We start from the raw sequence: 23,699 nt of genomic DNA on the forward strand, positions 1-23,699 counted from the left end.
CAGAAAATCGCTCAACTCCAAGCTTTTTCTCCTATGAAGAATTGACCGATTTCAAAAAATTGTGATAGAATCACAAGGCAAATGATTATCATTATCAGTCGATAAGAATAGATGAAATCGAACAGTTGGAGTGAATGTGAAAGGATGAATACAATGAGCACACTTGAAGCATATAATAGAGCATTTAAAAACGGATTGGAATTAGAGGACGATGTGGTTCTCGAGGATATGAAGCTCGGAGAATCGACGGAATGGGATTCTATTGGACACATGACGCTCATCGCAGAAATCGAAGATGCGTTTGACGTCTATATCGACTCGGATGAAATGACGGAGTTCCATTCGTATCAGTCTGGCATCGCGTTGCTGCAGCGCCTCGGTGTGGATATCCAGTCATGACGCTTTTTCAAACACTCGAGCAGTACACGGATCGTGAGGCGGTCTATGCGGACCGTTCTTACACATACGGTGAGATGTTAGAAGTCGGCGACTCGATTTGTCAGGAAGTCGGAGAACGGTCGCTCGTCTTCTGTCTATGTGCCAACCGGGTCGAGTCGCTCTTCGGCTATGTCGGTTTCATTCGGGGACGCGTCGTACCCGTCTTGTTAGACGCGGATATCCCAGCCGAGCAATTACAGAAGTTGATGGAACGCTATGAACCGACACACGTATGGGCACCGGAATCGAGAGACGATTTGGCGAACGCGTTGGATGCTTACTATGGTTACGGTGGTTACGCCTTGTTTGAAACAGGAGCAACAGTTCACCATGAACTTCATGAAGAGTTGGCCCTTCTGTTGACGACTTCAGGGAGTACCGGAAGTCCGAAATTTGTCCGTCTCACGTATAACAATCTATCAGCAAACGCCACATCGATCATCGACTATCTCGATATCGATCAAACGGATAAACCAATCACGACGTTGCCGATGAACTATTCGTACGGACTCTCGATTATCAACAGTCATCTGTTGAAAGGGGCGACCATCATCCTGACAGACCGTTCGATTGTTCAAAAAGAGTTTTGGGAGTTGTGTCGTGCCGAGCAGGCGACCACGTTTGGTGGGGTACCGTTTCATTACGAGATATTAAAACGTTTGAAGTTTGAGACGTATGATTTGCCAAGTTTGAAGAAGGTGACGCAAGCGGGTGGGAAGTTGGGCCCGACGCTCGCTCATCATTTTGCGACGGTATGTGAAGAAAAAGGGATTCAATTTATTATCATGTACGGTCAAACGGAGGCGACGGCCCGAATGTCGTATTTACCCGATCGGATGCATGCGGAAAAAGCAGGGAGTATCGGTATCGCCATCCCAGGTGGAACACTCTCGTTACGAGACGAAGCCGGAAACGACATCAAAGATGCAAACGTGACGGGCGAACTGGTGTATCAAGGTGATAACGTGTCGTTCGGGTATGCGACCTCATTAGCTGACCTTGCGAAAGGTGACGACAATCACGGTGTCTTACGTACAGGTGACATGGCGTATCGCGACGAGGATGGGTATTTCTTCATCGTCGGCCGCATGAAGCGCATGATTAAACTATATGGAAGTCGAATCAGCCTGGACGAAGTCGAGACTCTCCTTCGAGAGCACGGACATGACTGTGTCTGTGCCGGGGAAGACGACCAACTATATGTGTATACGTTACAAGATGACGTCGCACGCATTCAAAAAATCATCAAAGAACAAATCAAGGTGAAAGGTGTTCGGGTGATGCAGATTGACGAGATTCCACGTAATTCGTTCGGAAAGATTCGTTATGCCGCATTGCCGAAGCGAGAACTTGTGACCACCTGATTGTCAGGAATCGGTACATCGTCAAGTTTCATAACATCAGGTGGTAAATATGACTTTTATTTCGATTGAATTTCTCTTATTTTTAACAATCATCGTTGGAACCTATTACGTGGTCCCGCATCGAGTCCGATGGGTGCTCCTCCTCTTAGCGAGCTATGTCTTTTACGCCACGTTGAGCATTCAATTCATCCCGCTCCTGTTGATCAGTACCGCCTTTACTTATGTGATTGGGATTCTGATTGAGAAGCAAGAAAAGAAAGAACAGAAGAAACGGCTCATGTGGGTCGGTGTCTCCGTTCTCGTCTTCTTCCTCGGATGGTTCAAATATTTTAATTTCGTCAATGATTCGCTCCGTTCGTTCGCCGCATGGAGCGGATTTGATTATGATGTGCCTTATAAAGAGATCGTGTTGCCGTTGGCCATCTCGTTCTATACGTTCCAAGCCATCAGTTATGTCGTGGACGTCTCGCGAGGGAAGCAAAAAGCAGAGCGTCATTACGGCTATTTCTCGGTCTATTTCGCCTTCTTCCCGCAACTCGTGGCGGGACCGATTGAGCGGGCGAAAAAACTGCTTCCCCAGCTGAAGACAGAGCAACATCTCGACTACGACAATATCAGCTATGGGATTCAGCGCATCATCTGGGGATTCTTCAAGAAGACGTTGATCGCTGACCGGTTAGCCCCAATTGTCGCAAGCGTGTTCAACAGTCCAGATCCGACCGGTTCAGAGATTGTCTTAGCGACGATGCTGTTCTCGATTCAACTGTTCGCCGACTTCTCGGCGTGTAGTGATATCGCCATCGGTTGTGCACGATTGCTCGGGATTCGGTTATCGGAGAACTTCAAACAGCCACACTTTGCCGTATCGATTGCCGACTTTTGGAACCGCTGGCACATCACACTCTCGATGTGGTTGCGGGATTATATCTTCATGCCGCTCGCGAAAGGGAAGAAAAAGCGCGAGCAGATTTATGGTGCCATCCTTGCGACTTTCTTAGTGAGTGGAATCTGGCATGGTGCCGCGTGGAACTTCGTCTTATGGGGACTTATTCACGGAATCTATCGTGTGTTCGGAGACCATACGAAACAGCAGCGCGAAAAAATGGCGTCATGGGTAGGGTTTGACCGCGTGCCGACACTGCATCGATGGTGGAAAATCGCCATCACATTCCAGCTCGTCTGCTTCTCGCGCGTCTTCTTTCAATCGCATTCGATGGCAGAGGCGTTCTCGCATGCCAAACTGTACGTGACACCCTCTTCATGGGCACCGTCAGGCATGATACAGGCAATTCAAATGTTCTCGTTGCTCGATTTAATCATCTTCCTCGTCGTCTTTATCGTGGTTCACCTGTTCCAACATATTGAACGGACGAAAGGTTCGGCTTGGGACTGGATGGCACGTCAGTCTGCCGTGACGAGTGTGGCGATCAACTTGTTCTTGATTGTCTCAGCCTTCTTGTTTGGGGTGTCGAGCCAAGGATTTGTGTACGGTGGGTTTTAAGATGCACGGAAAGGAATTAGCATGAAACGTTTAGGAATCAAAATCGTCGTTGTGTTACTCGTCATGATCGCCATCTTTATTCCCGTTAACGAGTTCGTGAAGGACTCGTGGGAATACAATAATAACCGGCCCGTTCTTGCCTTCAAGGAGGACCCTCACCCTGTCGACATCATCAATCTCGGAACGTCCCATGCGATGTACGGGTATTATTTTAAACCGACCGGATTGTCTCATCTCGACTTGGCGTTACCGAGTCAACCGATTGAATATGATTTGAAGATGCTAAAAGAATACGATGAGCACCTGAAACCAGGCGGGGTCGTGATCGTGTCCTTATCTCAAATCACATTCAGCAATTCGGACGTTGGTCGGAAGGCGAATTACTATCGCGTCTTGGACCGTAAAGACATCGAGCCGGTCAGTCTGTTTCAATATTATACGCATGAGGAGTTCCCAGCATTGAATAGTGGCAGTGTTTATGCCGCGATTTCCCGGGAAATCCGAGATTTTCGGTTTGATGCGCATAAGCCATGGGAAAATGGTGGGCTGAATTACTCAGAGCGTAAGTATGAGGAAGTGGCCGCTCAACATGAGAATGCCGTGAACCATCATGAGATTGAAGAGAACATGTCTCATTTACAAGACATCATCGATTACTGTAAACGACAAGGGTATCGTGTCGTCTTGGCGATGGAGCCGGTCCATGCGTCGTATCATACGTATTTTGATGAGGAAGTCATGGAGCGCCTCGTGTTTCAGCATGTAGAGAAGTTGGATTTAGATGTCCCGTTCCTCAATTATATGGGGGATGAACGATTCATTCATGAGCAGTCATTCTTCCATAACCCGGACCATTTGAACGGTGATGGGCGGACGTTGTTGTCTTCACTCGTTTATGAAGATTTGAAGCGGTTGGGGTATGTTCAAGAAAAGTGACATCGTATTCAATCAAAAAGAATGCCTGCGAATGTCCATAGTATCACTAGCATCGACAGGAACGAGACGAATACCGTCTGATTCGATACCCGTTGCTCCGCAAAGCGTCGAAATAATCGTTCAAGGATTGTTTGGCCAATGACGACCGCTATAAAGATGATCGCCATTTCAGCGAATAGAGAATAGTCGTTACGAAAAATAAAGATCATGGCAAAAAAGAGGATGATGGAGCTGGTCAATGTGGTGAGAAAACGTTGTTTATTCAATCAAATCTCTCCCTTCTCTTATCATTACGTGTATGCTTTAGAAAAGATTCAAATAGACGGGGAGTGATTCACATCGAAACAATCTATTTAGCGGGCGGATGCCTGTGGGGCGTTCAAGAATTTGTGAGGACATTACCTGGCGTCCTTTCAACTGAAGCAGGACGCGCGAACGGGACGACCGATACGTTAGACGGAGAGTATGACGGTTACGCGGAGTGTGTCAAAACAACGTTCAATCCGAACGTAGTGATGATCGAGGATTTGATGCATTACTTGTTCGAAATCATTGATCCATACAGTGTTAACCAACAAGGGATGGATGTCGGGGAGAAGTATCGAACTGGCATCTACAGCGAGAAGTCACGACATTTGATGGAGGCGCAAGCGTTTATTGATCGACGCTCGGATGCGGAACGAATCGCTGTTGAAGTCAAACCGCTCACGAACTATGTGCGAAGTGCGGACGAACACCAGGATCGCCTGACGCGTTGTCCGGATGATTATTGTCACATCCCGAAAGACTTGTTAATAAAATATCGGAAAGACGAAACATCGCCAACCCCTTGATTCGGAGTTGGCGATGTTTTTACGTCCGCTCGAGAATGTTCACGAGCAATTGATGAACGACGTCATGGTCGTTCGGGTCATGCAGCTGATATGGACTCCCGGGGAGCGTGTATACATCTTTCGCTCCGACGTACGTGATGTGGAGTGCCAAGGAACCATCTTCCTGACACGCCGTCGTCAATTCCAAATCGCCACTGATGACACCGACTTCTTCCGTCATGACGCCGTGGGTTGCTTTAAAGGTAGAAGTAAGTTTGTTCATGAATGACTCCTTTTCTAACTTAATAAATACAAGCATTGATGGCTGTCGTGAGTGCTGACTTCTCTGCTGATTGAAGGCTCAAGCCCCAACGGCTCTTCGTCTCAACCCACATCTTCGCATATGCACAGCGTGCCCCGGTACGAGGGGGTTGCCATGTCGACGGGTCTTGGTCTCCTTTAGAGCGGTTCGATGAAGCGGACACCGCAATCAATTGAGGACCGTTCAAGTCGTTCGCAAAGCTTTGACGTTTGGTTGTCGTCCAGCTGTTTGCGCCAGAGCGCCACGCTTCAGCGAGCGGAACGACGTGGTCGATATCAATGTCAGATGCCGACGTGAACGTCAAACCGTCATAGTAACTGTACCATGAGCCGGTCGTTACCGGACATTCGTCGACGACCGAGTCAGCGTCCCGTTTCAAGACGATGTGACGCGTGTTACAACCACTTCCTTGACTCGACCAGTGCGGGAAGAGGTCTCGACTGTATCCTGTCATCGACCCTTCATTTTTGACCGTGAGGGCATTCAGTTTCGTGAGCGCATCCGCTTTCGATGGGATATTCGGCGGGAAAGCAGATACCGGTGTGGCGTCAAATGACGCGGCCACCCAAACAAGCAATGTGACGAGTGCGACAGACATGAGTTTCTTCAACATAAAAAGCCTCCTACTATGTATTTGGAATGAACACTTGTCGAAGCAAGTGGGCAACCTTTCATCAACCAAAAAGTGAGACAAACATCACACAATAAATTCAACTTGATCATACACAGGACGATTTTGAAAAAGTGTGAAAATCTGCAAAATGATTAGAAAGACTATCGCAAATCCTTCTCTAGCATTAGCGAGCGATCTCGTGTTATTTCTTTGGAACTAGTGAGCGATCAGGACTGGTATAATGAATGACATGGATTGAGAGAAAAGAAGAGGTGGATGGAATGAACAAGAAAGAGATTGCCGCGATTCGCCGACAGTTTAAAGTGAATGCAACGAAGCTGAAGATTGCTGACTTATATACGATTTACATCCGGCAGGAAACGAATGAGATTTACTACGAAGAGTTGCGTCCGTTCCCGTTCCTTGAAGAAGAACAGCAGGAACTGTTTTTGACGAACTTCAAAAAAGTGCTCGGTGGGAAACTTGATGAAAAGTTATTCGAAGTGAAGTTCCAATATCCGGAGGAAGGTCAAGTCGACCATACGCAAGGATTGCTCTATGAAGGACTTCGTACGGAAGAGACTGACGTATGGACGGACTATATGCAGCGCATCGCCTTGAAGATGGTGAAAGACACGCCATTTGAAAAAGACATGGTCGTGACGTTCATCCGGGGGAATTATAATAAGCCGACGAACCGATATTCGGAAGAGTCTGAGATTCACGCGAATGATGAAGTGTATACGACGAAGTTCATTCTTGGCAGTATCAGCCCAACAGAACTTCCGAAAAAGTCACTTGTCTTTGACTTCGTCGAGCGTGAATTCAAAGCGAGTTTGATTGTGAATCCAATCATCAAACTCGAGGCGCCAATCGGTGGATTCTTATTCCCGTGTTTCACGGATAATGCGGCCGATGTGAACCACGTCCTCTATTCGGCATATAAAGCGCACCAACCGGATATGACGTTCATTGAGAACGTGCTGAACGGTTCGGAAATCGTTACGGCAGTGGAAGAGAAGGCGGTCTTCGAAGAAGTGGTCAAAGCGGTTATCGGAGAAGAAGTCAATTCCCGGACGCTCGCGACCGTTTATGACGAGATCAATCAAATCATTGTCGCCGAAGAAGAGAACGAACAGGAAGAAGAGAGGGTAGCGATGCTCGACTCCCGTGCGGTCGAGGTCGTCCTTCGGGCGAGCGGTGTTGAAGACGTGACGACAGAAAAAGTCGAGCAGGCGTTCAAACAAGTCGTGGATGACACGAAATATGAGATGAAAGCGACGAGCGTCGTTCCGAAATATACGTCAAAATCGATTAAAATCAATACGAAAGTCGCCAACATTTCCGTCAGTCCACAAGATTTGAAATACGTGAAGCAAGTGAACTATAAAGGAAAACCATGCTTGTTGATTGAAGTGGAAGAAGAGACGGAGATTGAAGGCTTCAAACTCATCTCTGAAGAGTCGCTAGACTGACTGGAGGAAAATCGATGCATCCGCTCGAGTTGATTGAATATCTTGTTGTTTTTGTCTTGCTTGCGATCTCGCTGTTACTCGCTTTCGTATTGCATGGAAAATGGAGAATCGGGATGATTAGTATTACATTACTGTTTATGATGACGTATGCTACGTTCTATCTTTCACGTCCTGTCCTGATCGCAGAGCGGGTGGCAGAAAACAGGAAACTTGTTGAGAAGTATCTCGCTGAGCAGTATCCGGACGAAACATACAGCATAAAAACAATACCATTTCGAACGGATGGTTTCGAACATACGAATCCGTATACCATCTACGTCACATTTACAAATGAACCAAACACAGAATACAATTATCGAGTCGATGAGAAAAAACATGTGGCTATCTCGGGATACACAGGGGATGTTCAAGATTTTCGATTCCAGCAATGAGTCCAAGACACAACTCTTGGGCTCTTTTTTTGACAATCGAGTGAGGAAGGTTGAATTTGAGATTTGATACAGGTATGATGCAGGTGAAAACGTTTTCCGAAGCCCATATTTTTTTAATGTTCATCGAAAGCGCTTTCGGTTATTGCGAGGTAATAAAAAACCCCAAAGACGAATATCATCTTTGAGGCTGAATCTGCATTATTTACGTGCTTTGCTTACTTTTAATTTCTTCCCTTTGACAGGCGTCGTCTCCATCGCTTGAAGGACAATCGAACCTTTTCCGTTGAGGATATCAACGTACGTCATCTGATCATTGATTGTAATGATGCCGATGTCGTCAGCGGATACGCCAGGGATTTTGGCAATCGTTCCGACGAAATCGACAGCGCGAAGTTTTTTCTTCTTCCCGCCACTGAAGTGGAGCTTCATGATGTCCTGGTTGATGCGAGCTGTCTTGTTATTGCGAACGACGCGTCGGCTACTTAATTTTTGCTCAAAGGCATCTTGGTTAGCTGCTACTTCCGCTTCTGTCGGAGCATCGATCATGGGAATTTCGAATTGAACGTATGATTCGATAGCTCCGATGAGACGTTCTTCCTGACGGGTCATGAGTGTGATGGCTGTTCCTTGTTTACCGGCACGTCCGGTACGACCCGTACGGTGCACGTAACTTTCCTTTTCGACAGGAACGTCATAGTTGATGACGAGTTCGACGTTGTCGACATCGATTCCACGTGCTGCGACGTCTGTCGCCACGAGGTAGCGGAAGTTACCCATCTTGAAGCCGTTCATGACGGCGAAACGGTCCTCTTGCTCGAGTCCGCCGTGGAGACGTTCAGCCGAGTAACCGGCTTTGTCGAGCTCAGCGTACACCGTATCGACATTCTCTTTCGTCCGACAGAAAATCATACAGCTGTCCGGGTTCTCGACGACCGTGATGTCTTGAAGAACAGCAAGTTTCTCATTCCGATGAACGGGAAGTAAACGGTGTTCGATTGTCGAAGCGGTCATACCTGTTGATTCGATAGCGACACGTGCCGGAGCATTCATATGCTTCTGGCAGAGACGTTCGATATCTTGTGGGAATGTTGCTGAGAAGACCATTGTGACGCGATTTTTCGGCAACTGTTGAAGGATTTTCTCGACGTCGGCGAGGAAGCCGCGATTGAGCATCTCGTCCGCTTCATCGATGATCAAGTATTCGATGCGGTCGAGTGAGAGCGTCTCGCGCTCGATGTGGTCCATGACGCGACCAGGTGTACCAACGACGATATGTGTCTTTTGTTTCAATTCTTCACGCTGTTTCGAGAACGGTTCTTTCCCGTAGACGGCAGTTGCTTTGATTCGTTTGAAACGTCCGATGTTCGTCATGTCTTCTCGAACTTGAACGGCGAGTTCGCGTGTCGGCGTCAAGACGAGCACTTGCGGTTTGTTTTCGGCCCAGTCGATGAGCTCGATGACCGGAATCCCGAAAGCAGCTGTCTTTCCGCTTCCCGTCTGTGCTTTGACGATCAAGTCTTCGCGCTCGAGCGCACGTGGGATGACCTGTTGTTGTACTTCGGTCGGTGATTCGTATTTCATAATGCCTAACGCACGAGTAATCTCGTCGCTCAGGCGATAATCCGTAAATTGCTGTTTGTTCATGGGTAACCTCATTCTTTCGTGAAAACTTCTGCTTCAGAAAATTTCAATGTCTATTTGCAATACAGTCCATTATAGACCGAAAGACGGTAGGAAAGCGAATGAGAATCCATTATCCGAAGTCAGGCAACGTCGGGTCGGGTTGAATCACATAAAAAATAAACTGGTCATGAACATCTTCTAACTGTTCGATCAGCTCTTCATTTTGTTGTTGATACGCTTCTAGCATTTGAGGGCATATGTAATGAACTGTTCCATCTTCACGAGCCAGGCTAGCGGTTTCTTCCTGATCAAATTGTAAAACTAACGGTTGTTGGCATGCTGTGCAACAACCAATCTCCATCTTGTGAAAACCGATTTTTGCTCCCTCAATGAAACAAGCATCGCAATAATGCTTGATTGGATCACCGAAATGACCGAGTTCATCTGTATGGATGACTTCATGTTCGTTCAATGATTTATTGCAGCTGACGCAGTTATACATCAATAACACTCCTTTAGTGATCTGTTCCAACAACGTATCATGCGATGAGCCGATGTACAACTTTATCCAATAACAATATTTTATCAGGTTCAGAAATGTTGAAAGAAAGGGGCTTACATAATGGAATCCGATGATAAATATCTCATCCAACACCTTCAACAAAGCCAATATCGAACGCACGCGAACCATCTCGAAACCATCATCAAACCCATACCGGATTCAGACCGCACTGGCGATCTCGACCCACGCGTGTTCGAAACGCTGACCGCAAATCATTCTTCACACGATGAACCGGATACAGCATTTGACCTCGAGGCGGCACGCGCCAGCATGGGTTGGCCGAACCGGGATCGGACAACGACTGACATCAAAACCGAATATGTAAAGATTCCAAGTAAAGACGGGGATATCACGGTCCGCTTGTATCGCCCGCATCATACTGAAGCCATCCCAGCTATCCTCTTCTTCCATGGTGGCGGGTTCTTTGGAGGAACGGTCGATACGGTCGAGAATCCTTGTAAATTGCTTTCGGAACGGGCGAACGCGGTCGTCATCTCCGTCGATTATCGTCTCGCCCCGGAGCATCCGTTCCCGGCTGGATTGAACGATTGTTACCGAGCCTTTGAATGGGTGTATGACCATGCGGGTGAGTTGAACATTCTCCAAGACCAAATCGCCGTCGCCGGAGACAGTGCCGGAGGGAATTTGGCGACCGCTTGTTGTCTGATGGAGAAAGAACGAGGGGAGGGGCGCATTTGTTATCAAGCACTCGTCTATCCCGTCGTCAATCTGGGATCGATTCCGACAGATGATTTTGAATGGACACTCGATGCGTACGATATCTCACACAATCACGACCTGATTCGAGGTGTCGTACTCGCTCTTGCAGATCCAGATTCGCTACTAAATGACCTCTATCTTCAAGGGAAGACGGATGTCACGCATCCACTCGTCTCACCACTTTTGGCAGAGGACGTCACGACTTTACCGCCAGCCTTGATTGTGACAGCCGAGTACGATTACTTACAACTTGAAGGGGAGGCATATGCCCGAAAACTTTCAGAAGCTGGTATTCCGACTCGACTGATTCAATATCGGGGTATGGATCATGCCTTTATGGACAAATTAGGAGACTACCCACAGGCAGAAGATTGTATGAATGAAATCGCAAAAGGACTTAAGGAGCTGACGAAATGAAACAGTATACATTGGATTGGAAACGTTATGAGGAATTGGCACGTCAAGCGGTCGCGGAAGGGATCGTGTTAGTCAAAAACGAACAAAAAACCCTCCCGTTACAGTCTGAAGCGAAGCTCGCCGTATTTGGTCGTAGCCAGTTCCATTACTATAAGAGCGGTACGGGCTCAGGCGGGATGGTGAACGTCGGGCACGTCACGACGCCGCTCGAGGCACTACGTGAACGTACCGACATTCACATCAATGAATCGCTTTATGCAACGTATGAAGAGTGGGTGAAAGAGAACCCGTTCGACCAGGGTGTCGGTTGGGCAGGTGAACCGTGGTCGCAACAGGAGATGGACGTATCGGATGAACTCGTCGACCAAGCTGCGCAGGAGTCAGATGTTGCCCTCATCATGATAGGTCGTACGGCAGGGGAAGACCGTGACAACACGGCTGACCCGGGCAGTTACTTATTGACGGATATCGAACACGCGATGATCGAGCGCGTGACGAAGCGCTTCAACAAGACGGTCGTCGTGTTGAACGTTGGGAACATCATCGACATGAAGTGGGCGAATGAGCCGAGTGCCATCCTCTATGCATGGCAAGGAGGGATGGAAGGAGGAAAAGGACTCGTCGACGTGCTTGTCGGAGACGTGAGTCCTTCCGGGAAACTGACGGATACGATTGCCCGATCCATCGAGGATTATCCGTCGACAAAGAACTTTGGTCACGCGGATAAAGGGATTTATCAGGAAGATATCTATGTCGGTTACCGCTACTTTGAAACGTTCGCGAAAGATGACGTCTTGTATCCGTTCGGATTTGGATTGTCTTATACGACATTCCATACTGAAGTGAAGCGTACGGCAGAAGTCGATGGCGTTTTAACGGTTGAGGTGGAAGTGACGAACACGGGTGAGTGTGACGGGAAAGAAGTCGTCCAACTCTACATCGAGAAGCCGCAAGGAAAACTCGGAAATCCGCTCCGGTCTTTAGTTGCGTTTGAGAAAACATTGCTTCTTGAACCGGGTGAGCGACAAGCTCTTTCGTTTAACGTCCGCATGACTGATTTTGCGAGCTACGACGACTCTGGCGTGACGGGTCATGAATCGAGCTTCGTTCTCGAATCAGGAACATATCGCTTATATGTCGGAACGGATGTGCGTTCGGCTACACTCGCTTTCGAAGTCGAGCAGCAGGAGCAACGCATCCTCGAGACGTTAAGCGAAAATATGGCACCTGTCCTTCCGTTCGAACGGATGAAGCCGATTCAGAGCGAAAAAGGATGGGAAGTAGGTTACGAATCAACACCGCTTCGCGCCGTTGACGTCGAGACACGTTATTTGGAAGAACGCCCTGAGACGAGAGTGTTCACGGGTGACCAAGGTATCAAATTGAGCGATGTGTATCATGGAAAGGCGTCACTTGACACATTCTTAGATCAATTGACAGATGAGAATTTGGCGACAATCGTTCGCGGACAAGGGATGAACTCACCGCGTGTCACGCCGGGGACGGCAGCGGCGTTCGGTGGTGTGTCCGATCGATTGAACGAGCTTGAGATTCCAGCTGCGTGTTGTGCCGATGGTCCATCAGGCATTCGCATGGATATCGGGACGAAGGCGTTCGCGCTTCCGAACGGCACACTCCTGGCTTCTACGTTCAACGTTGACCTCGTTGAAGACTTGTTCGAGATGACAGGGCTCGAGATGCGGAAAAACCGGGTCGACACGTTGCTCGGACCAGGGATGAACATTCATCGCAACCCGTTGAACGGTCGGAACTTTGAATACTTCTCGGAAGACCCGCATTTGACCGGGAAGATGGCGGTCGCTCAATTGAACGGGATGCATCGTGTCGGTGTGACAGGAACGCTCAAGCACTTCAGCGCCAACAACCAGGAGGCGCATCGTCACGATATCGATTCGGTCGTCTCGGAACGGGCGTTACGCGAGATTTATTTGAAAGGGTTCGAGATGGCCGTGAAAGAAGGACGCGCATCGTCAATCATGACGACATATGGTGCGGTCAACGGGATTTGGACGGCCGGATTATACGATCAAAACACGCGTATCTTACGTGACGAGTGGGGCTTTGAAGGCATCGTCATGACGGACTGGTGGGCAAAAGTGAACTTCCGTGAGGACGAGTCGGCCAACCGTCAAAACACAGCGGCGATGGTCCGCTCGCAAAATGACTTGTATATGGTCGTCGACCGTCCGGACCTCAACTCGTTCGAGGACAATACGATGGCATCGCTCGAAGAAGGAGAGGTCACACGAGGCGAATTGTTGCGGAGCGCACGCAACATTTGTTCATTCATCTTGAAATCACCGGCGATGGAGCGTCTTCTCGGAATTCATGACGGTTCGGTCGAGGTGCTCGGTTTTGAAGATGAGACGAATCAACAAGACGCTTTCGAGTTGGACTATCAGCATCTCGAAAACGGGGAACACGTCGATTTGTCAGGAATCGACACATCGACCGGAAGCACGCACGTCTTCGCCATCTCGGTCGACCAAACCGGGACGTATGACATCACGTTGACGGCCCGTTCGAACGCTGGGGAGTTGGCGCAGATGCCGGTGACGTTGTTTGCGAACAATATTCCGGGTGCGACGTTCACGTTTAACGGGACGGACGGAGAATGGGTGACGCAGACGAAGCAGGTCTTCTTCTTGAACCAGCATAATTATCTCCAGCTCTATTTCGCATTGAGCGGACTAGAAGTGAAGGACGTGTCTTTCACTCTGGCAGATGAATTCAGTATGAAGAACGGATAATGGATGCAAGGACGTCTCAATGAGGCGTCCTTTTTCGATTTACAAAAAGCATACACATCTGTATTCATTCTGAAAATGTATCTTTACAAAAGTCCGTTAGGCTACAGAAGTAGCAAACATTCGGGAGGGTTTACAGATGAAAAAGACAATGAAAAAGTTCGTTCCACTCGCAGTCGTTTCGACGCTTGCACTCGGGGGCATCGTTGGCGTTCAGCAACAAAACGAAGCAGAAGCAGCAAAGGATTCAAAGAATCATAAGGCGAAAAACGTCATTTTTATGATCGGGGACGGGATGGGCGTACCGTATATGACGGCACTTCGTTACATGAATGACAATGAAGAGACGGTAGAAATGGAACCGACTGCGTTCGATTCACATTTGGTGGGGATGCAATCGACATATCCTGAGGACGAAGAAGAAAACGTAACAGACTCGGCGGCAGCAGCGACAGCGATGAGTTCTGGTGTGAAGACATACAACAACGCGATCGCTGTGGATAACGACAAAACAGACGTGAAAACGGTACTTGAACAAGCGAAAGAGAACGGGATGTCGACAGGACTTGTCGCGACGTCGGAGATCACGCATGCGACACCGGCATCTTATGGCGCGCACGAAGAGCAACGTAAGAGTGAAAATGCCATCGCTAACGATTACTATGATGATTTGATTAATGGCGAACACAAAGTCGACGTCATGCTCGGAGGCGGAACGAAATTCTTTGAACGCTCGGACCGAAATATTGCGAAGCAGTTCCAAGAAGACGGCTACAGCTATGTCACGTCTGCAGAAGAAATGAAGCAAGACAACAACGAGCAAGTGCTTGGTCTTTTCGCGGAAGTGGGCATGGATAAAATGATTGACCGTGACGAGGAACAACCGAGTCTTGCGGACATGACGACTTCGGCTCTTGATCGCCTAAAAGGGAACGATGATGGGTTCTTCCTCATGGTAGAAGGAAGTCAAATCGACTGGGCCGGACATGATAACGATGTCGTCGGTGCGATGAGTGAGATGAAAGACTTTGAGCAAGCGTTTGAGGTCGTTCGTGATTTCGCTAAAGAGAACGGGGAAACGTTGGTCGTCGTAACAGCAGATCACTCGACAGGCGGTATTTCAATCGGAGCGGACGGAAATTACAACTGGGATCCGACACCGATTCAAGCAGCGAAACGTACACCGGACTTCATGGCAAAAGAAATCGAAGGTGGAGCGGACGTGGAAGCCGTCTTACGTGAGAACATCGATTTGGAATTGACGTCTGAAGAGATTGCTTCTGTGAAGAAAGCGGCTGAAACGAATGACGTGACAGAAATCGATAACGCCATCGAAAAAATCTTTGATCAACGTTCGGGAACGGGCTGGACGACGGACGGTCACACAGGTGACGACGTACCAGTATATGCGTTCGGACCACAACAAGAGAAATTCGTTGGCATGAGCGACAACACGGATCAGGCGAAACGGATCTTCAACTTGTTGAAGAATAAAGGGAAAATCAAATAAGTAAGAATATACGCTAAGACTACGTGGGATTTCCCGCGTAGTCTTTTTGAACGTATCATCTTTCATATGCTTCTAGAGATTTGATTGCATGTCGCAATACATCGACCTCTTCGTTTTCCCACCCTAATCGGTCTACTGCATTGATGAACTGTCGTGTTGCTTTAATAAGAGCAACTTTCAATTCTTCAATTGAAACGATATCGATTTCTGTATCCATTTGACCATCTTTCATAAATGATAATTCGAGTTCAGACAAAGATATTTTTTTGGCTGATATCGAAAGGGGACCATCCATAAATGGAAACGTATGAACAGATTTAAGTGGAGCGTGTAAAATTGCGCGACAGCTATCAATCCACCATTTTAATAGGACAGCAACGAAATCAGACCAACCGACTCCCGGGAAATAATCATATGTATCAATGACAAAGTTGATTTCACCAATAATTTGATTAGAGTATGTTAATGAATCAAGATCAATCTCAATGTAAATTTGATGACACATCATTGCTCACCTCATCAATTTTGAAAGATTACTACTAAGAACATCTTACTCGAGCGATAAGAAGTATGAAAGAATGAGCTGAACTTACAGAAAGAATCGTATGATAGACAGACAAGTAATGATTCAACCAACGAGGGGGGAAACGAATGAAACACGCAGTCATTTTTGATATGGACGGAACATTATTTCGAACAGATTTGATTTTAGAGTTGGCACTCAATGAAACGTTTGATTACTTACGACAAAATGGAGAATGGACAGGATCGACACCGATTGACGAATACCGGAACATCATGGGGGTACCATTACCTGTCGTATGGGAGACGTTGCTGTCGAAACAAACGGTAGAGATTCGGGAAGCGGCAGATGCCTATTTCTTAAGACGACTCATCAAAAACATTCAAAACGGGAATGATGCATTATATACCGGGGTACTCGAGTTGTTTGAACAATTGAATCATAGGGGTTATCCAGTCTTCATTGCGAGCAATGGCTTGGTTGCCTATTTACAAGCGATTGTAACGCACTATGAATTGAATCATTGGATTACCGAAACATACAGTATTCAGCAAATCGATACGTTGGATAAAGGGGATTTAGTGGCTGAAATCGTGAATAAGTATGAACTACAGGATGGCTTCGTAGTCGGAGACAGATTATCGGATATCATGGCTGCACGAGCGAACGGACTTACTTCAATCGGCTGTCGTTTTGACTTTGCGCAAGAAGCAGAATTAAAAGAAGCGGATTACGTCGTGAATCACTTGTCGGAAGTGCTAGACATCGTTTTAAAGGAGACGGTTTCGCTATAAGTGAATCGATTTCGAGTTTGGGTTCGTACGTAAAGTACTACAACAAATCGGAGGGATCATTATGCACACGCTCTACATGAAACAAAAAGTGTTCAGTCTACGCGGCCGCTTCACCATTAAAGATGCGGACGGACATGATCAATATTTCATCGAAGGTAGCTTTATGAAGTTTCCGAAGTCGTTTGAAATTAAAGACGTGAATGGTCAAACGGTCACAACCATAACGAAAAAGACATTCAGTTTTTTACCGAAGTTTTTTGTAGAAGTGGATGGTACGGATATGATGACCATCTCAAAAGAGTTTTCATTCTTTAAACCGAAGTATTCGATCGATGCGGCCGGAATCGATGTCCAAGGGGACTGGTGGGACATGGATTTTGACGTGACGAAAAATGGACAATCGATTGGAAGTGTTCAAAAGAAGTGGTTCTCATGGGGTGACAGTTATGAGATTCGTGTCGAAGAACCAGAGATGGAGCACCTTCTCATCTCAATCGTCGTAGCCATCGATTGTGCGAAAGCAGATCAAGCAGCGGCATCAAGTGCAGCAACATAAAGGGGAGTATCTAATGGAATTTTGGGACGTCTATAACGTGGACCGAGAAAAGACCGGTCGCACATGGCAACGGGGAAGTCGTTTGCCAGAAGGAGAGTATCACCTTGTGATTCACGTGTGTATCTTTAACGAGAAGGGCGAGATGTTGATTCAACAGCGTCAACCGTTCAAGGATGGATGGGCTAATATGTGGGATATCACAGTCGGTGGAAGTGCCACGGTAGGAGATACGAGCCAACAAGCCGCGATGCGGGAGCTCGAAGAAGAGATTGGGCTCAAGCTTGATCTATCTCAGACACGACCGCACTTGACCATCAACTTCGACGAAGGATTTGATGACATTTACCTCGTCGAAGCGGAAGTGGATTTGAATGAGCTGACGCTTCAAGAATCTGAAGTGCAGGCTGTGAAGTGGGCGGATGAGGCGACGATTCTCCAGATGATTCGACAGCATGAATTCATACCGTATCATACGCCGATGATACCGTTACTGTTTGCCATGCGAGGACAATGGGGAGGGATTGATCGTCATGCATACGTACAAGTGGATAAATGAACCGAAAAGTGTGAACGGATTTGAACCGCTCACTTTCCGCACTTTGCCAGATACGGACTTTTGGCGAAATACACATTACGGATTTAACCGCATGACGGCGCATGCACGACTAACAGACGTCAAAGCCAAACGATTTACATGTCGGGCGACAATCCAAATGGAACCGAGCCATACATATGACCAGGCCGGGATCGTCTTATATGTGAATGATGACCATTGGATCAAGACGTCTGTCGAGTACATTCCGGACGGACCGTCCCATCTTGGCGCAGTCGTCACCTCGTTTGGCTATTCGGATTGGTCGACACGTGATTTTTCAAATGAGATGATTCATCAACCATTGACGTTTGAAATCGTGTATACAGATGGAGATGTGGAAATTTTTGTTGAGTATGATGATGATACGCGTGAACAGCTTCGCATTGCCCATCTTCATGACGTATCGACGTTACGCATCGGGCCGTATGCGTGCAGTCCGGATGTGAATGCGACAGGTTTTGACGTGACATTTTCAAATTGGGAACTGCGTGAAGCATCGACATGAGTCGGTGCTTTTTTATGTCATTTTGATTTCACTTCCGAAAAGTGGTTGAAGTTGGGATGGATAAAATTTTATAATAGCGTTAACGAAAGCGCTTTCGGAAATCGCTTTCAAAAGAACGGACTGATATATTGCCATCACTTATCCTGAAGGAGGACACATGATGAAGAAATGGGTTGCACTCGCACTTGGAACAGGTCTCGTCTTGTCATTGCCACAAGAAGTACCTGCTGAAAAGAGCTCAAAAGCAGACGACGCCAAGTGGAAACTTGTCTGGTCAGATGAGTTTAGTAAGGCGGAAATCGATCATTCGAAATGGAACTTTGAAACGGGGAACTGGATTGTCGACAAAGACGGAAATCCGGTCGCTGCCGGTTGGGGAAACAACGAGAAGCAATTTTATACGGACAAGAACGAAAACGCTTTCATAAAAGATGGGAAGCTCGTCATCCGTGCAAAAAAAGAGCAAGCATCCGATCAATTCGGCACATATGATTACACGTCGGCGAAGTTGACGACGAAGGGCACGTTCAGTAAGACATACGGTCGTTACGAGATGCGAGCGAAACTTCCAACAGGAAAAGGGCTCTGGCCAGCATTTTGGATGCTACCGGAAGAGGACCGTTACGGTGGTTGGGCCGCATCTGGTGAGATCGACATCATGGAGTCATGGGGCAGTCAGCCGGACAAAGTCGCTGGCACGATTCACTACGGGGAAACATGGCCGAACAACAAGTACACGGGGAAAGACTATCACTTCGCAGAAGGTGACGGCATCGACAAATGGCATACATATGCGGTCGAGTGGGAGCCGGGTGAGATTCGTTGGTATGTAGATGGTCAACTCTACCAGACTCAAAATGACTGGTATGCGAAAGAAGCGAACAAAGCATCGAAATATAGCTACCCTGCGCCATTCGACCAAAATTTCTATTTGATTATGAACTTGGCGGTCGGTGGATGGTTTGATGGGGACGTCGATGAGACGACACCATTCCCGGCAGAGATGGAAGTCGATTACGTCCGCGTCTTTGACTTGAAGAATGGGAAGTATCGCGATGCTGTCGAGCCGACATATTCGGATGAAGAAGTCGTATTGCCAGAAGGGGCGAAGCAACCTTTAGAAGACGGGAACCTCGTCTATGATGAAGACTATACAGAACCGATTACAACGGTGACGAACGGTGCACAGGAGCTCAACCCGACGTATTGGAACTATGTGGCGCTTCCTGACTTTGGTGGTGTCGGTTCAGTCGATGTAATCGATTTGGCAGGATCACGTTTTGCCGACATTTCGATTGATCAGGCAGGAAGTCAGCCGTACTCGCATCAATTGATTCAAAACGTATCGCTCGGACAAGGCGGGCACTATAAAGTGACGTTTGACGCCAAAGCGGACGCGGCGCGTTCGATCGCCGTTAAAGTCGGTGGTGGTCCAGACCGAGGCTATGCGAAATATTCAGATGAAGGGTCCTTCGATTTGACGACAGACGTCCAAACGTACTCGATGACATTCGATATGACAGAAGAGACTGACCTTGCGGCACGTCTCGAGTTCAACGTCGGACTCAGTACGTCTGGTGTCCAAATCGGGAATGTCCGTGTCGAGCAGACACCTCGTGAGGCGTTCGATCCGAATGCGACAAAACCGATGCTTGGAGACGGGAACCATGTATATAATGGTACGTTCGACCAAGGTTCGATGGATCGTATAACGTATTGGACGTTCGACCCAGGCGTCACAAAAGGAACAGGAACAGTGGATCCGGTAGAGCGTCTCTTCCGTTTCGAAACAAATAAGAAAAAAGGAGCACCGGCCACATTGGTGCAAAAAGGCATTCAATTACAAGAAGGACATGAATACGTTCTCCGCTTCAAAGCACGGGCAGAACGTGTAGATGGTCTTCAAGTAGGGTTGAACGGAGCGAATGGAGATGCCTATCTCCCACTCCAGCGTGTCGCTCTATCTGAAGCATTCGATACGTATGAAATTCCGTTCACGATGGAAGCCGGAACGGACCTCATGAGTCAGCTTCAGTTCATTCTCGGTTCTGAAAAAGGCGTGATTGAGATTGACGACGTCGAATTGCGCGATGTCACGCCGGTTTATATCGACCCGTCTCCACTTAAAAACGGAGCATTCACAGAAGGTCTCACACACTGGGGCTCTTATGTACACTTTGACGCACAGGCTGCCGTCGAAGCGGTGAATGAGGCAGCACGTATCTCGATTGCGCAAGAAGGGAACGAGGCGTGGAGTGTCCTCATGGAGCAAGGCGGTCTTGAGTTACAACAAGATCAAACGTACGTCGTACAATTCGATGCATCTTCTACAATCGCTCGTTCATTTGAAGTGACATTAGAGAACGCCGGATACTATCGCTATTTGAGCGAAGTCGTTTCGGTCACACCGGAAACGAACACGTACACGTTCGAAGTGACGATGCCGGTGACGGATATGACAGGATTGAAGTTCTTGATGGGACGCACGGAAGGGTCACCACTCGGTGCTCATGACATCACGATTGATAACGTGAGTGTGACGTTGAAATAAGATGATACGTAAAACAGGAATTTCTCCTCGTGAGAAATTCCTGTTTTTTAACGTTTGCGACTAATCAATCGCGCTGTCCGTAAGATTGATGGCAGTAGTTTACGACGTTGTCGGAACGCGAGATAACGCCCTTCCCATGACGGTTTGAACTTTTGTTTAAACTGCCTTAATCCGCTGAACGGATAGATGTAGCTGATGTTTTCAAAAATATCGGCGGCAACGCGCTCTGGCCAATGGGAGAACGTCTGCTCACCGACGGCGGCAAGTGGTGCCACGCCGAGTCCGACGTGTTCATAACCTTGCGCACGCGCCCATTCGATGATGTGAAGGATCAACACTTCGATTGCTCCAGATGGCGCTTCATTTTTCGAACGCATCAAATCGATTGAGATGGCCTCGTTTCCTCGAAGTAACGAAATGAAGGCGACGACGACACCATCCGCATCTCGTAACAGAGCAATCGGATAACGTCTCAATGTTTCGTAGTCGAAGAATCCGAGAGAAAATCCTTTCTCATTTCGATTCCCAATCCATTCGTCTGAGATATCTTTTAACTCCTCTAATAACAGGAGGCTCGGTTCACAGACAATCTCGAACGTAATTCCTTTCTTCTTAAATTGATTGTAAAGGGAGCGCGTATTTGCACGCTTCTTGCCGGACAACGTGAAGGTCGATACGTCAATCGTCGCCTCTTCCCCAAGTTTGAAGAACGTGAAGCCGGCATCATGAAGGCGCGGCATCCAATTCGGTGTGATTTGATAAAATAAAGGAATATACCCGATCCGGTCCGCATCTTCAATGAAACGCGTTAACAGTTCAGTTGCGGCCTGTCGTTCACCTTGGATGTCTCCAAGAACAATTGCGTGGTTCCGCGCTGTCGCAAATAAGAGACACGCGTTTCCAGTCTCGTTCATATAGAAACGCTTATCTGCCATATGGGCCAAGTCAAAGCTACTCGATGTGTGCTGTGTTGATTGAAACTGTCTGATTCGATCTTCATCGTATGCTTCGCCAAGCGCCGGACGCTTCCAGCGGTCGAACAAGAGCAGGAGTGCACTTGCTACGAGCGACGTGAAGAGGAGTAGTAACACCGTCAACCAACCAGCCTGATGCGATGTGAAGAACAAGTCGTCGGTACCTGCGAAAGATTGCAACAAGAGGGCGTGAGAGCCTACATACAGCAAGACATAGAACAGGTTTCGAATGAGACGACCGGTCGTTAAAATCGAGCGGTATCGAACGTGACGTTTTCGCGTCAACCAGACGAAAGCTGCGAAACCGATGACGACGAATGTTTCGAATAAGTTCAAGCCTCGAGCGATGACCCCGATGGACGCCCAGATGAATGCCGTATTGAGTAACCAGAGCGTTCGCTTTGTCCGCACATACATGCCATATACGGACAGGAACATGAGAAGTCCGGCACTCAATAAGAAGAGCGTTCCAATCCACTCGAACCAACGATTCACTTCATAGAGTGGTGTCACGCTCGGGAGAAGTGTCTGGAACCAAATCAATAGACTGCTCATCAAGGCAATAAGACTCCCGGTCAAGCGCCCAATCTTCGCGAGTGTCCGAGAAACGATACGCCATACGACGGTCCCAATCTCATAAGAAGATCCGATGATCGGTCGATATTCGATTTGTTTGACGACCTGGTCCCCGAACGCGATGGCCGCGAGAAACAGTCCAATCAAAAAAGGAACGACGAAATAGACGAATCGGTAGATGATCAAAGATGAGAGGACAATGTCTTGATGAATCCCCAATTGTGTCATCCCGACAAGATATAGTAAATCGAACGTTCCGGCGCCCCCTGGGACGAGGGAGACGACACCGACGACCGTTGCGACGATAAATACTCCAAAGAGTTGCACGAACGAGGCCGACCCGTCGAGTAACGATAACGCGTAGATGGCGACGAGCCCTGCGGTGACCCATTCAGCAAGTGAAGTCAGCGTGTATCCGATCAAAGTGGACCAACCGACGTTTGATCGGCGTGAGGTGACGAACAAGTAAAACGGGAGCATCGCACTCACCGCGAGCAACACCGGCCAAATCCAAGGTTTCGTCCCGACGAGTGCACCTGCTGGAAAAATTCCGAGAAGCACACCGATGGAGAGGATAGAAAGACCGCTGATGAGTGTCGGTGTCATCCAACCGATGGCACGGAGTAGGCGTTTCGTATCTGTGTAAGGACGGTACAGGGAAGTACGAAGGGCAATCCCGATCACTCCACCGAATCCGAGCATCCCGTTCATCGAGTTCGTGATCCATGCCGTTTGGACGACTTTTCGCTTCGGTAATTGAATGTGTAACGAGCGGAGCAAAAAGTAATCGTAGCCGGTCATCGTCAAGACAGCGAATCCGCCAAATAGGATGAGTGTGAACTGCTCCCATCCGGTCAATTGCTTTAGCGTCGTGAAGGCGGTCGCGAGTGAGAGGTCTTTCAACTCTTGTCCGCTCTGGAATAAAATCAGTCCGATTAACGCTATAGGGACGAGCCATTTTAATTGTTTCCATGAAAAACGAGTGCGCATGAGATTTTCTCCTTATCTGTCATATGACTGACAGCGTCTTCTAACTAAATCGTACTATAGGATACGACTGAAATCTGTAAAACGTTTCAAAAGAGGGGATTGTAAGCGCAAGAAAGAGGACGAAAAGTTGATTTTATATTTGC

Annotated in this window: 22 protein-coding genes; 15 read left to right on the forward strand and 7 right to left on the reverse strand. The window is 47.8% G+C overall.

Annotated features, from left to right (window positions below):
• The first annotated feature begins 153 nt into the window (after nt 1-153).
• Genes ACQKD4_RS10695 through ACQKD4_RS10710 form a run of 4 tightly spaced genes read left to right on the forward strand, consistent with a single transcriptional unit; the run spans nt 154 to nt 4,239 of the window.
• A complete protein-coding gene (locus ACQKD4_RS10695) occupies nt 154-399 on the forward strand; it encodes an acyl carrier protein (RefSeq protein WP_427373310.1) in 246 nt (81 codons plus the stop codon).
• Nucleotides 396-1,802 carry an AMP-binding protein gene (locus tag ACQKD4_RS10700; RefSeq protein ID WP_427373312.1) on the forward strand — a complete coding sequence of 469 codons (1,407 nt, stop codon included), beginning with the start codon at nt 396-398 and terminating at the stop codon, nt 1,800-1,802. The genes ACQKD4_RS10695 and ACQKD4_RS10700 overlap by 4 nt, the downstream gene beginning before the upstream one ends.
• A 49-nt stretch (nt 1,803-1,851) precedes the next feature.
• On the forward strand, nt 1,852-3,303 hold the full coding sequence (locus tag ACQKD4_RS10705; RefSeq protein WP_427373313.1) for an MBOAT family O-acyltransferase: 1,452 nt from the start codon (nt 1,852-1,854) through the stop codon (nt 3,301-3,303).
• A 21-nt stretch (nt 3,304-3,324) separates the two neighbouring features.
• Complete coding sequence (locus ACQKD4_RS10710) at nt 3,325-4,239, forward strand: hypothetical protein (protein WP_427373314.1); 915 nt, start codon at nt 3,325-3,327, stop codon at nt 4,237-4,239.
• An 8-nt stretch (nt 4,240-4,247) separates the two neighbouring features.
• On the opposite strand, the gene ACQKD4_RS10715 is transcribed toward ACQKD4_RS10710, so the two are convergent.
• Nucleotides 4,248-4,505, reverse strand: a complete 258-nt coding sequence (locus ACQKD4_RS10715; protein ID WP_427373316.1) for a hypothetical protein — start codon at nt 4,503-4,505, stop codon at nt 4,248-4,250.
• Between the two features lie 72 nt (nt 4,506-4,577).
• On the opposite strand from ACQKD4_RS10715, the gene ACQKD4_RS10720 reads away from it, so the two are divergent.
• Nucleotides 4,578-5,072: a peptide-methionine (S)-S-oxide reductase gene (locus tag ACQKD4_RS10720; RefSeq protein WP_427373495.1), complete on the forward strand. Its 495-nt coding sequence runs from the start codon at nt 4,578-4,580 to the stop codon at nt 5,070-5,072.
• A 19-nt stretch (nt 5,073-5,091) separates the two neighbouring features.
• On the opposite strand, the gene ACQKD4_RS10725 is transcribed toward ACQKD4_RS10720, so the two are convergent.
• Nucleotides 5,092-5,334, reverse strand: a complete 243-nt coding sequence (locus ACQKD4_RS10725; RefSeq protein ID WP_427373317.1) for a hypothetical protein — start codon at nt 5,332-5,334, stop codon at nt 5,092-5,094.
• Nucleotides 5,335-5,353: 19 nt separating this feature from the next.
• The gene (locus ACQKD4_RS10730; RefSeq protein ID WP_427373318.1) at nt 5,354-5,986 is read right to left on the reverse strand and encodes an HNH endonuclease family protein; all 633 of its coding nucleotides are present in this window, start codon (nt 5,984-5,986) and stop codon (nt 5,354-5,356) included.
• Between the two features lie 281 nt (nt 5,987-6,267).
• Between ACQKD4_RS10730 and ACQKD4_RS10735 the strand changes: the two genes are divergently transcribed.
• A complete protein-coding gene (locus ACQKD4_RS10735) occupies nt 6,268-7,461 on the forward strand; it encodes a DUF4317 domain-containing protein (RefSeq protein ID WP_427373319.1) in 1,194 nt (397 codons plus the stop codon).
• Between the two features lie 14 nt (nt 7,462-7,475).
• Nucleotides 7,476-7,892: a hypothetical protein gene (locus tag ACQKD4_RS10740; protein ID WP_427373320.1), complete on the forward strand. Its 417-nt coding sequence runs from the start codon at nt 7,476-7,478 to the stop codon at nt 7,890-7,892.
• Nucleotides 7,893-8,090: 198 nt separating this feature from the next.
• Here the strand turns inward: ACQKD4_RS10740 and ACQKD4_RS10745 are convergent, their stop codons facing one another.
• Both ACQKD4_RS10745 and ACQKD4_RS10750 read right to left on the reverse strand, forming a co-directional pair.
• Nucleotides 8,091-9,536, reverse strand: coding sequence for a DEAD/DEAH box helicase (locus tag ACQKD4_RS10745; RefSeq protein WP_427373321.1), 1,446 nt, complete (start codon nt 9,534-9,536; stop codon nt 8,091-8,093).
• A gap of 109 nt (nt 9,537-9,645) precedes the next feature.
• Nucleotides 9,646-10,017 (reverse strand): hypothetical protein, encoded by a 372-nt coding sequence (locus ACQKD4_RS10750; RefSeq protein ID WP_214696593.1) that lies wholly within the window; start codon nt 10,015-10,017, stop codon nt 9,646-9,648.
• 120 nt (nt 10,018-10,137) lie between these two features.
• Between ACQKD4_RS10750 and ACQKD4_RS10755 the strand changes: the two genes are divergently transcribed.
• From ACQKD4_RS10755 to ACQKD4_RS10765, 3 genes are all read left to right on the forward strand, one after another.
• Entirely contained in the window at nt 10,138-11,214 is a 1,077-nt protein-coding gene (locus ACQKD4_RS10755) for an alpha/beta hydrolase (protein WP_427373322.1), read from the forward strand.
• The gene (locus ACQKD4_RS10760) at nt 11,211-13,985 is read left to right on the forward strand and encodes a glycoside hydrolase family 3 C-terminal domain-containing protein (protein WP_427373324.1); all 2,775 of its coding nucleotides are present in this window, start codon (nt 11,211-11,213) and stop codon (nt 13,983-13,985) included. Before ACQKD4_RS10755 ends, ACQKD4_RS10760 begins: the two co-directional genes overlap by 4 nt.
• A gap of 136 nt (nt 13,986-14,121) precedes the next feature.
• Entirely contained in the window at nt 14,122-15,492 is a 1,371-nt protein-coding gene (locus ACQKD4_RS10765; RefSeq protein WP_427373325.1) for an alkaline phosphatase, read from the forward strand.
• Nucleotides 15,493-15,547: 55 nt separating this feature from the next.
• Here ACQKD4_RS10765 and ACQKD4_RS10770 read toward each other — a convergent pair whose 3' ends face one another.
• Complete coding sequence (locus ACQKD4_RS10770) at nt 15,548-15,997, reverse strand: hypothetical protein (protein ID WP_427373326.1); 450 nt, start codon at nt 15,995-15,997, stop codon at nt 15,548-15,550.
• Nucleotides 15,998-16,143: 146 nt separating this feature from the next.
• Here ACQKD4_RS10770 and ACQKD4_RS10775 point away from each other — a divergent pair, with 146 nt between their 5' ends.
• The 5 genes from ACQKD4_RS10775 to ACQKD4_RS10795 all read left to right on the forward strand — a co-directional run bounded on the left by ACQKD4_RS10775 (nt 16,144) and on the right by ACQKD4_RS10795 (nt 21,016).
• Nucleotides 16,144-16,809: an HAD hydrolase-like protein gene (locus ACQKD4_RS10775; RefSeq protein ID WP_427373328.1), complete on the forward strand. Its 666-nt coding sequence runs from the start codon at nt 16,144-16,146 to the stop codon at nt 16,807-16,809.
• Nucleotides 16,810-16,870: 61 nt separating this feature from the next.
• Nucleotides 16,871-17,365: an LURP-one-related/scramblase family protein gene (locus tag ACQKD4_RS10780; RefSeq protein ID WP_427373329.1), complete on the forward strand. Its 495-nt coding sequence runs from the start codon at nt 16,871-16,873 to the stop codon at nt 17,363-17,365.
• A 13-nt stretch (nt 17,366-17,378) separates the two neighbouring features.
• Nucleotides 17,379-17,921: an NUDIX hydrolase gene (locus ACQKD4_RS10785; RefSeq protein ID WP_337874333.1), complete on the forward strand. Its 543-nt coding sequence runs from the start codon at nt 17,379-17,381 to the stop codon at nt 17,919-17,921.
• Nucleotides 17,896-18,465: a DUF1349 domain-containing protein gene (locus tag ACQKD4_RS10790; RefSeq protein WP_427373330.1), complete on the forward strand. Its 570-nt coding sequence runs from the start codon at nt 17,896-17,898 to the stop codon at nt 18,463-18,465. Before ACQKD4_RS10785 ends, ACQKD4_RS10790 begins: the two co-directional genes overlap by 26 nt.
• Before the next feature lie 160 nt (nt 18,466-18,625).
• The gene (locus ACQKD4_RS10795) at nt 18,626-21,016 is read left to right on the forward strand and encodes a carbohydrate binding domain-containing protein (protein WP_427373331.1); all 2,391 of its coding nucleotides are present in this window, start codon (nt 18,626-18,628) and stop codon (nt 21,014-21,016) included.
• A gap of 47 nt (nt 21,017-21,063) precedes the next feature.
• Here the strand turns inward: ACQKD4_RS10795 and mprF are convergent, their stop codons facing one another.
• Nucleotides 21,064-23,556, reverse strand: a complete 2,493-nt coding sequence (mprF, locus tag ACQKD4_RS10800; protein WP_427373332.1) for a bifunctional lysylphosphatidylglycerol flippase/synthetase MprF — start codon at nt 23,554-23,556, stop codon at nt 21,064-21,066.
• Between the last annotated feature and the right edge of the window lie 143 nt (nt 23,557-23,699).

Origin of the sequence: Exiguobacterium sp. NPDC077395, from assembly GCF_050269125.1 — a bacterium.
In the GTDB taxonomy this organism is placed as follows: Bacteria; Bacillota; Bacilli; order Exiguobacteriales; family Exiguobacteriaceae; genus Exiguobacterium; species Exiguobacterium aestuarii_A.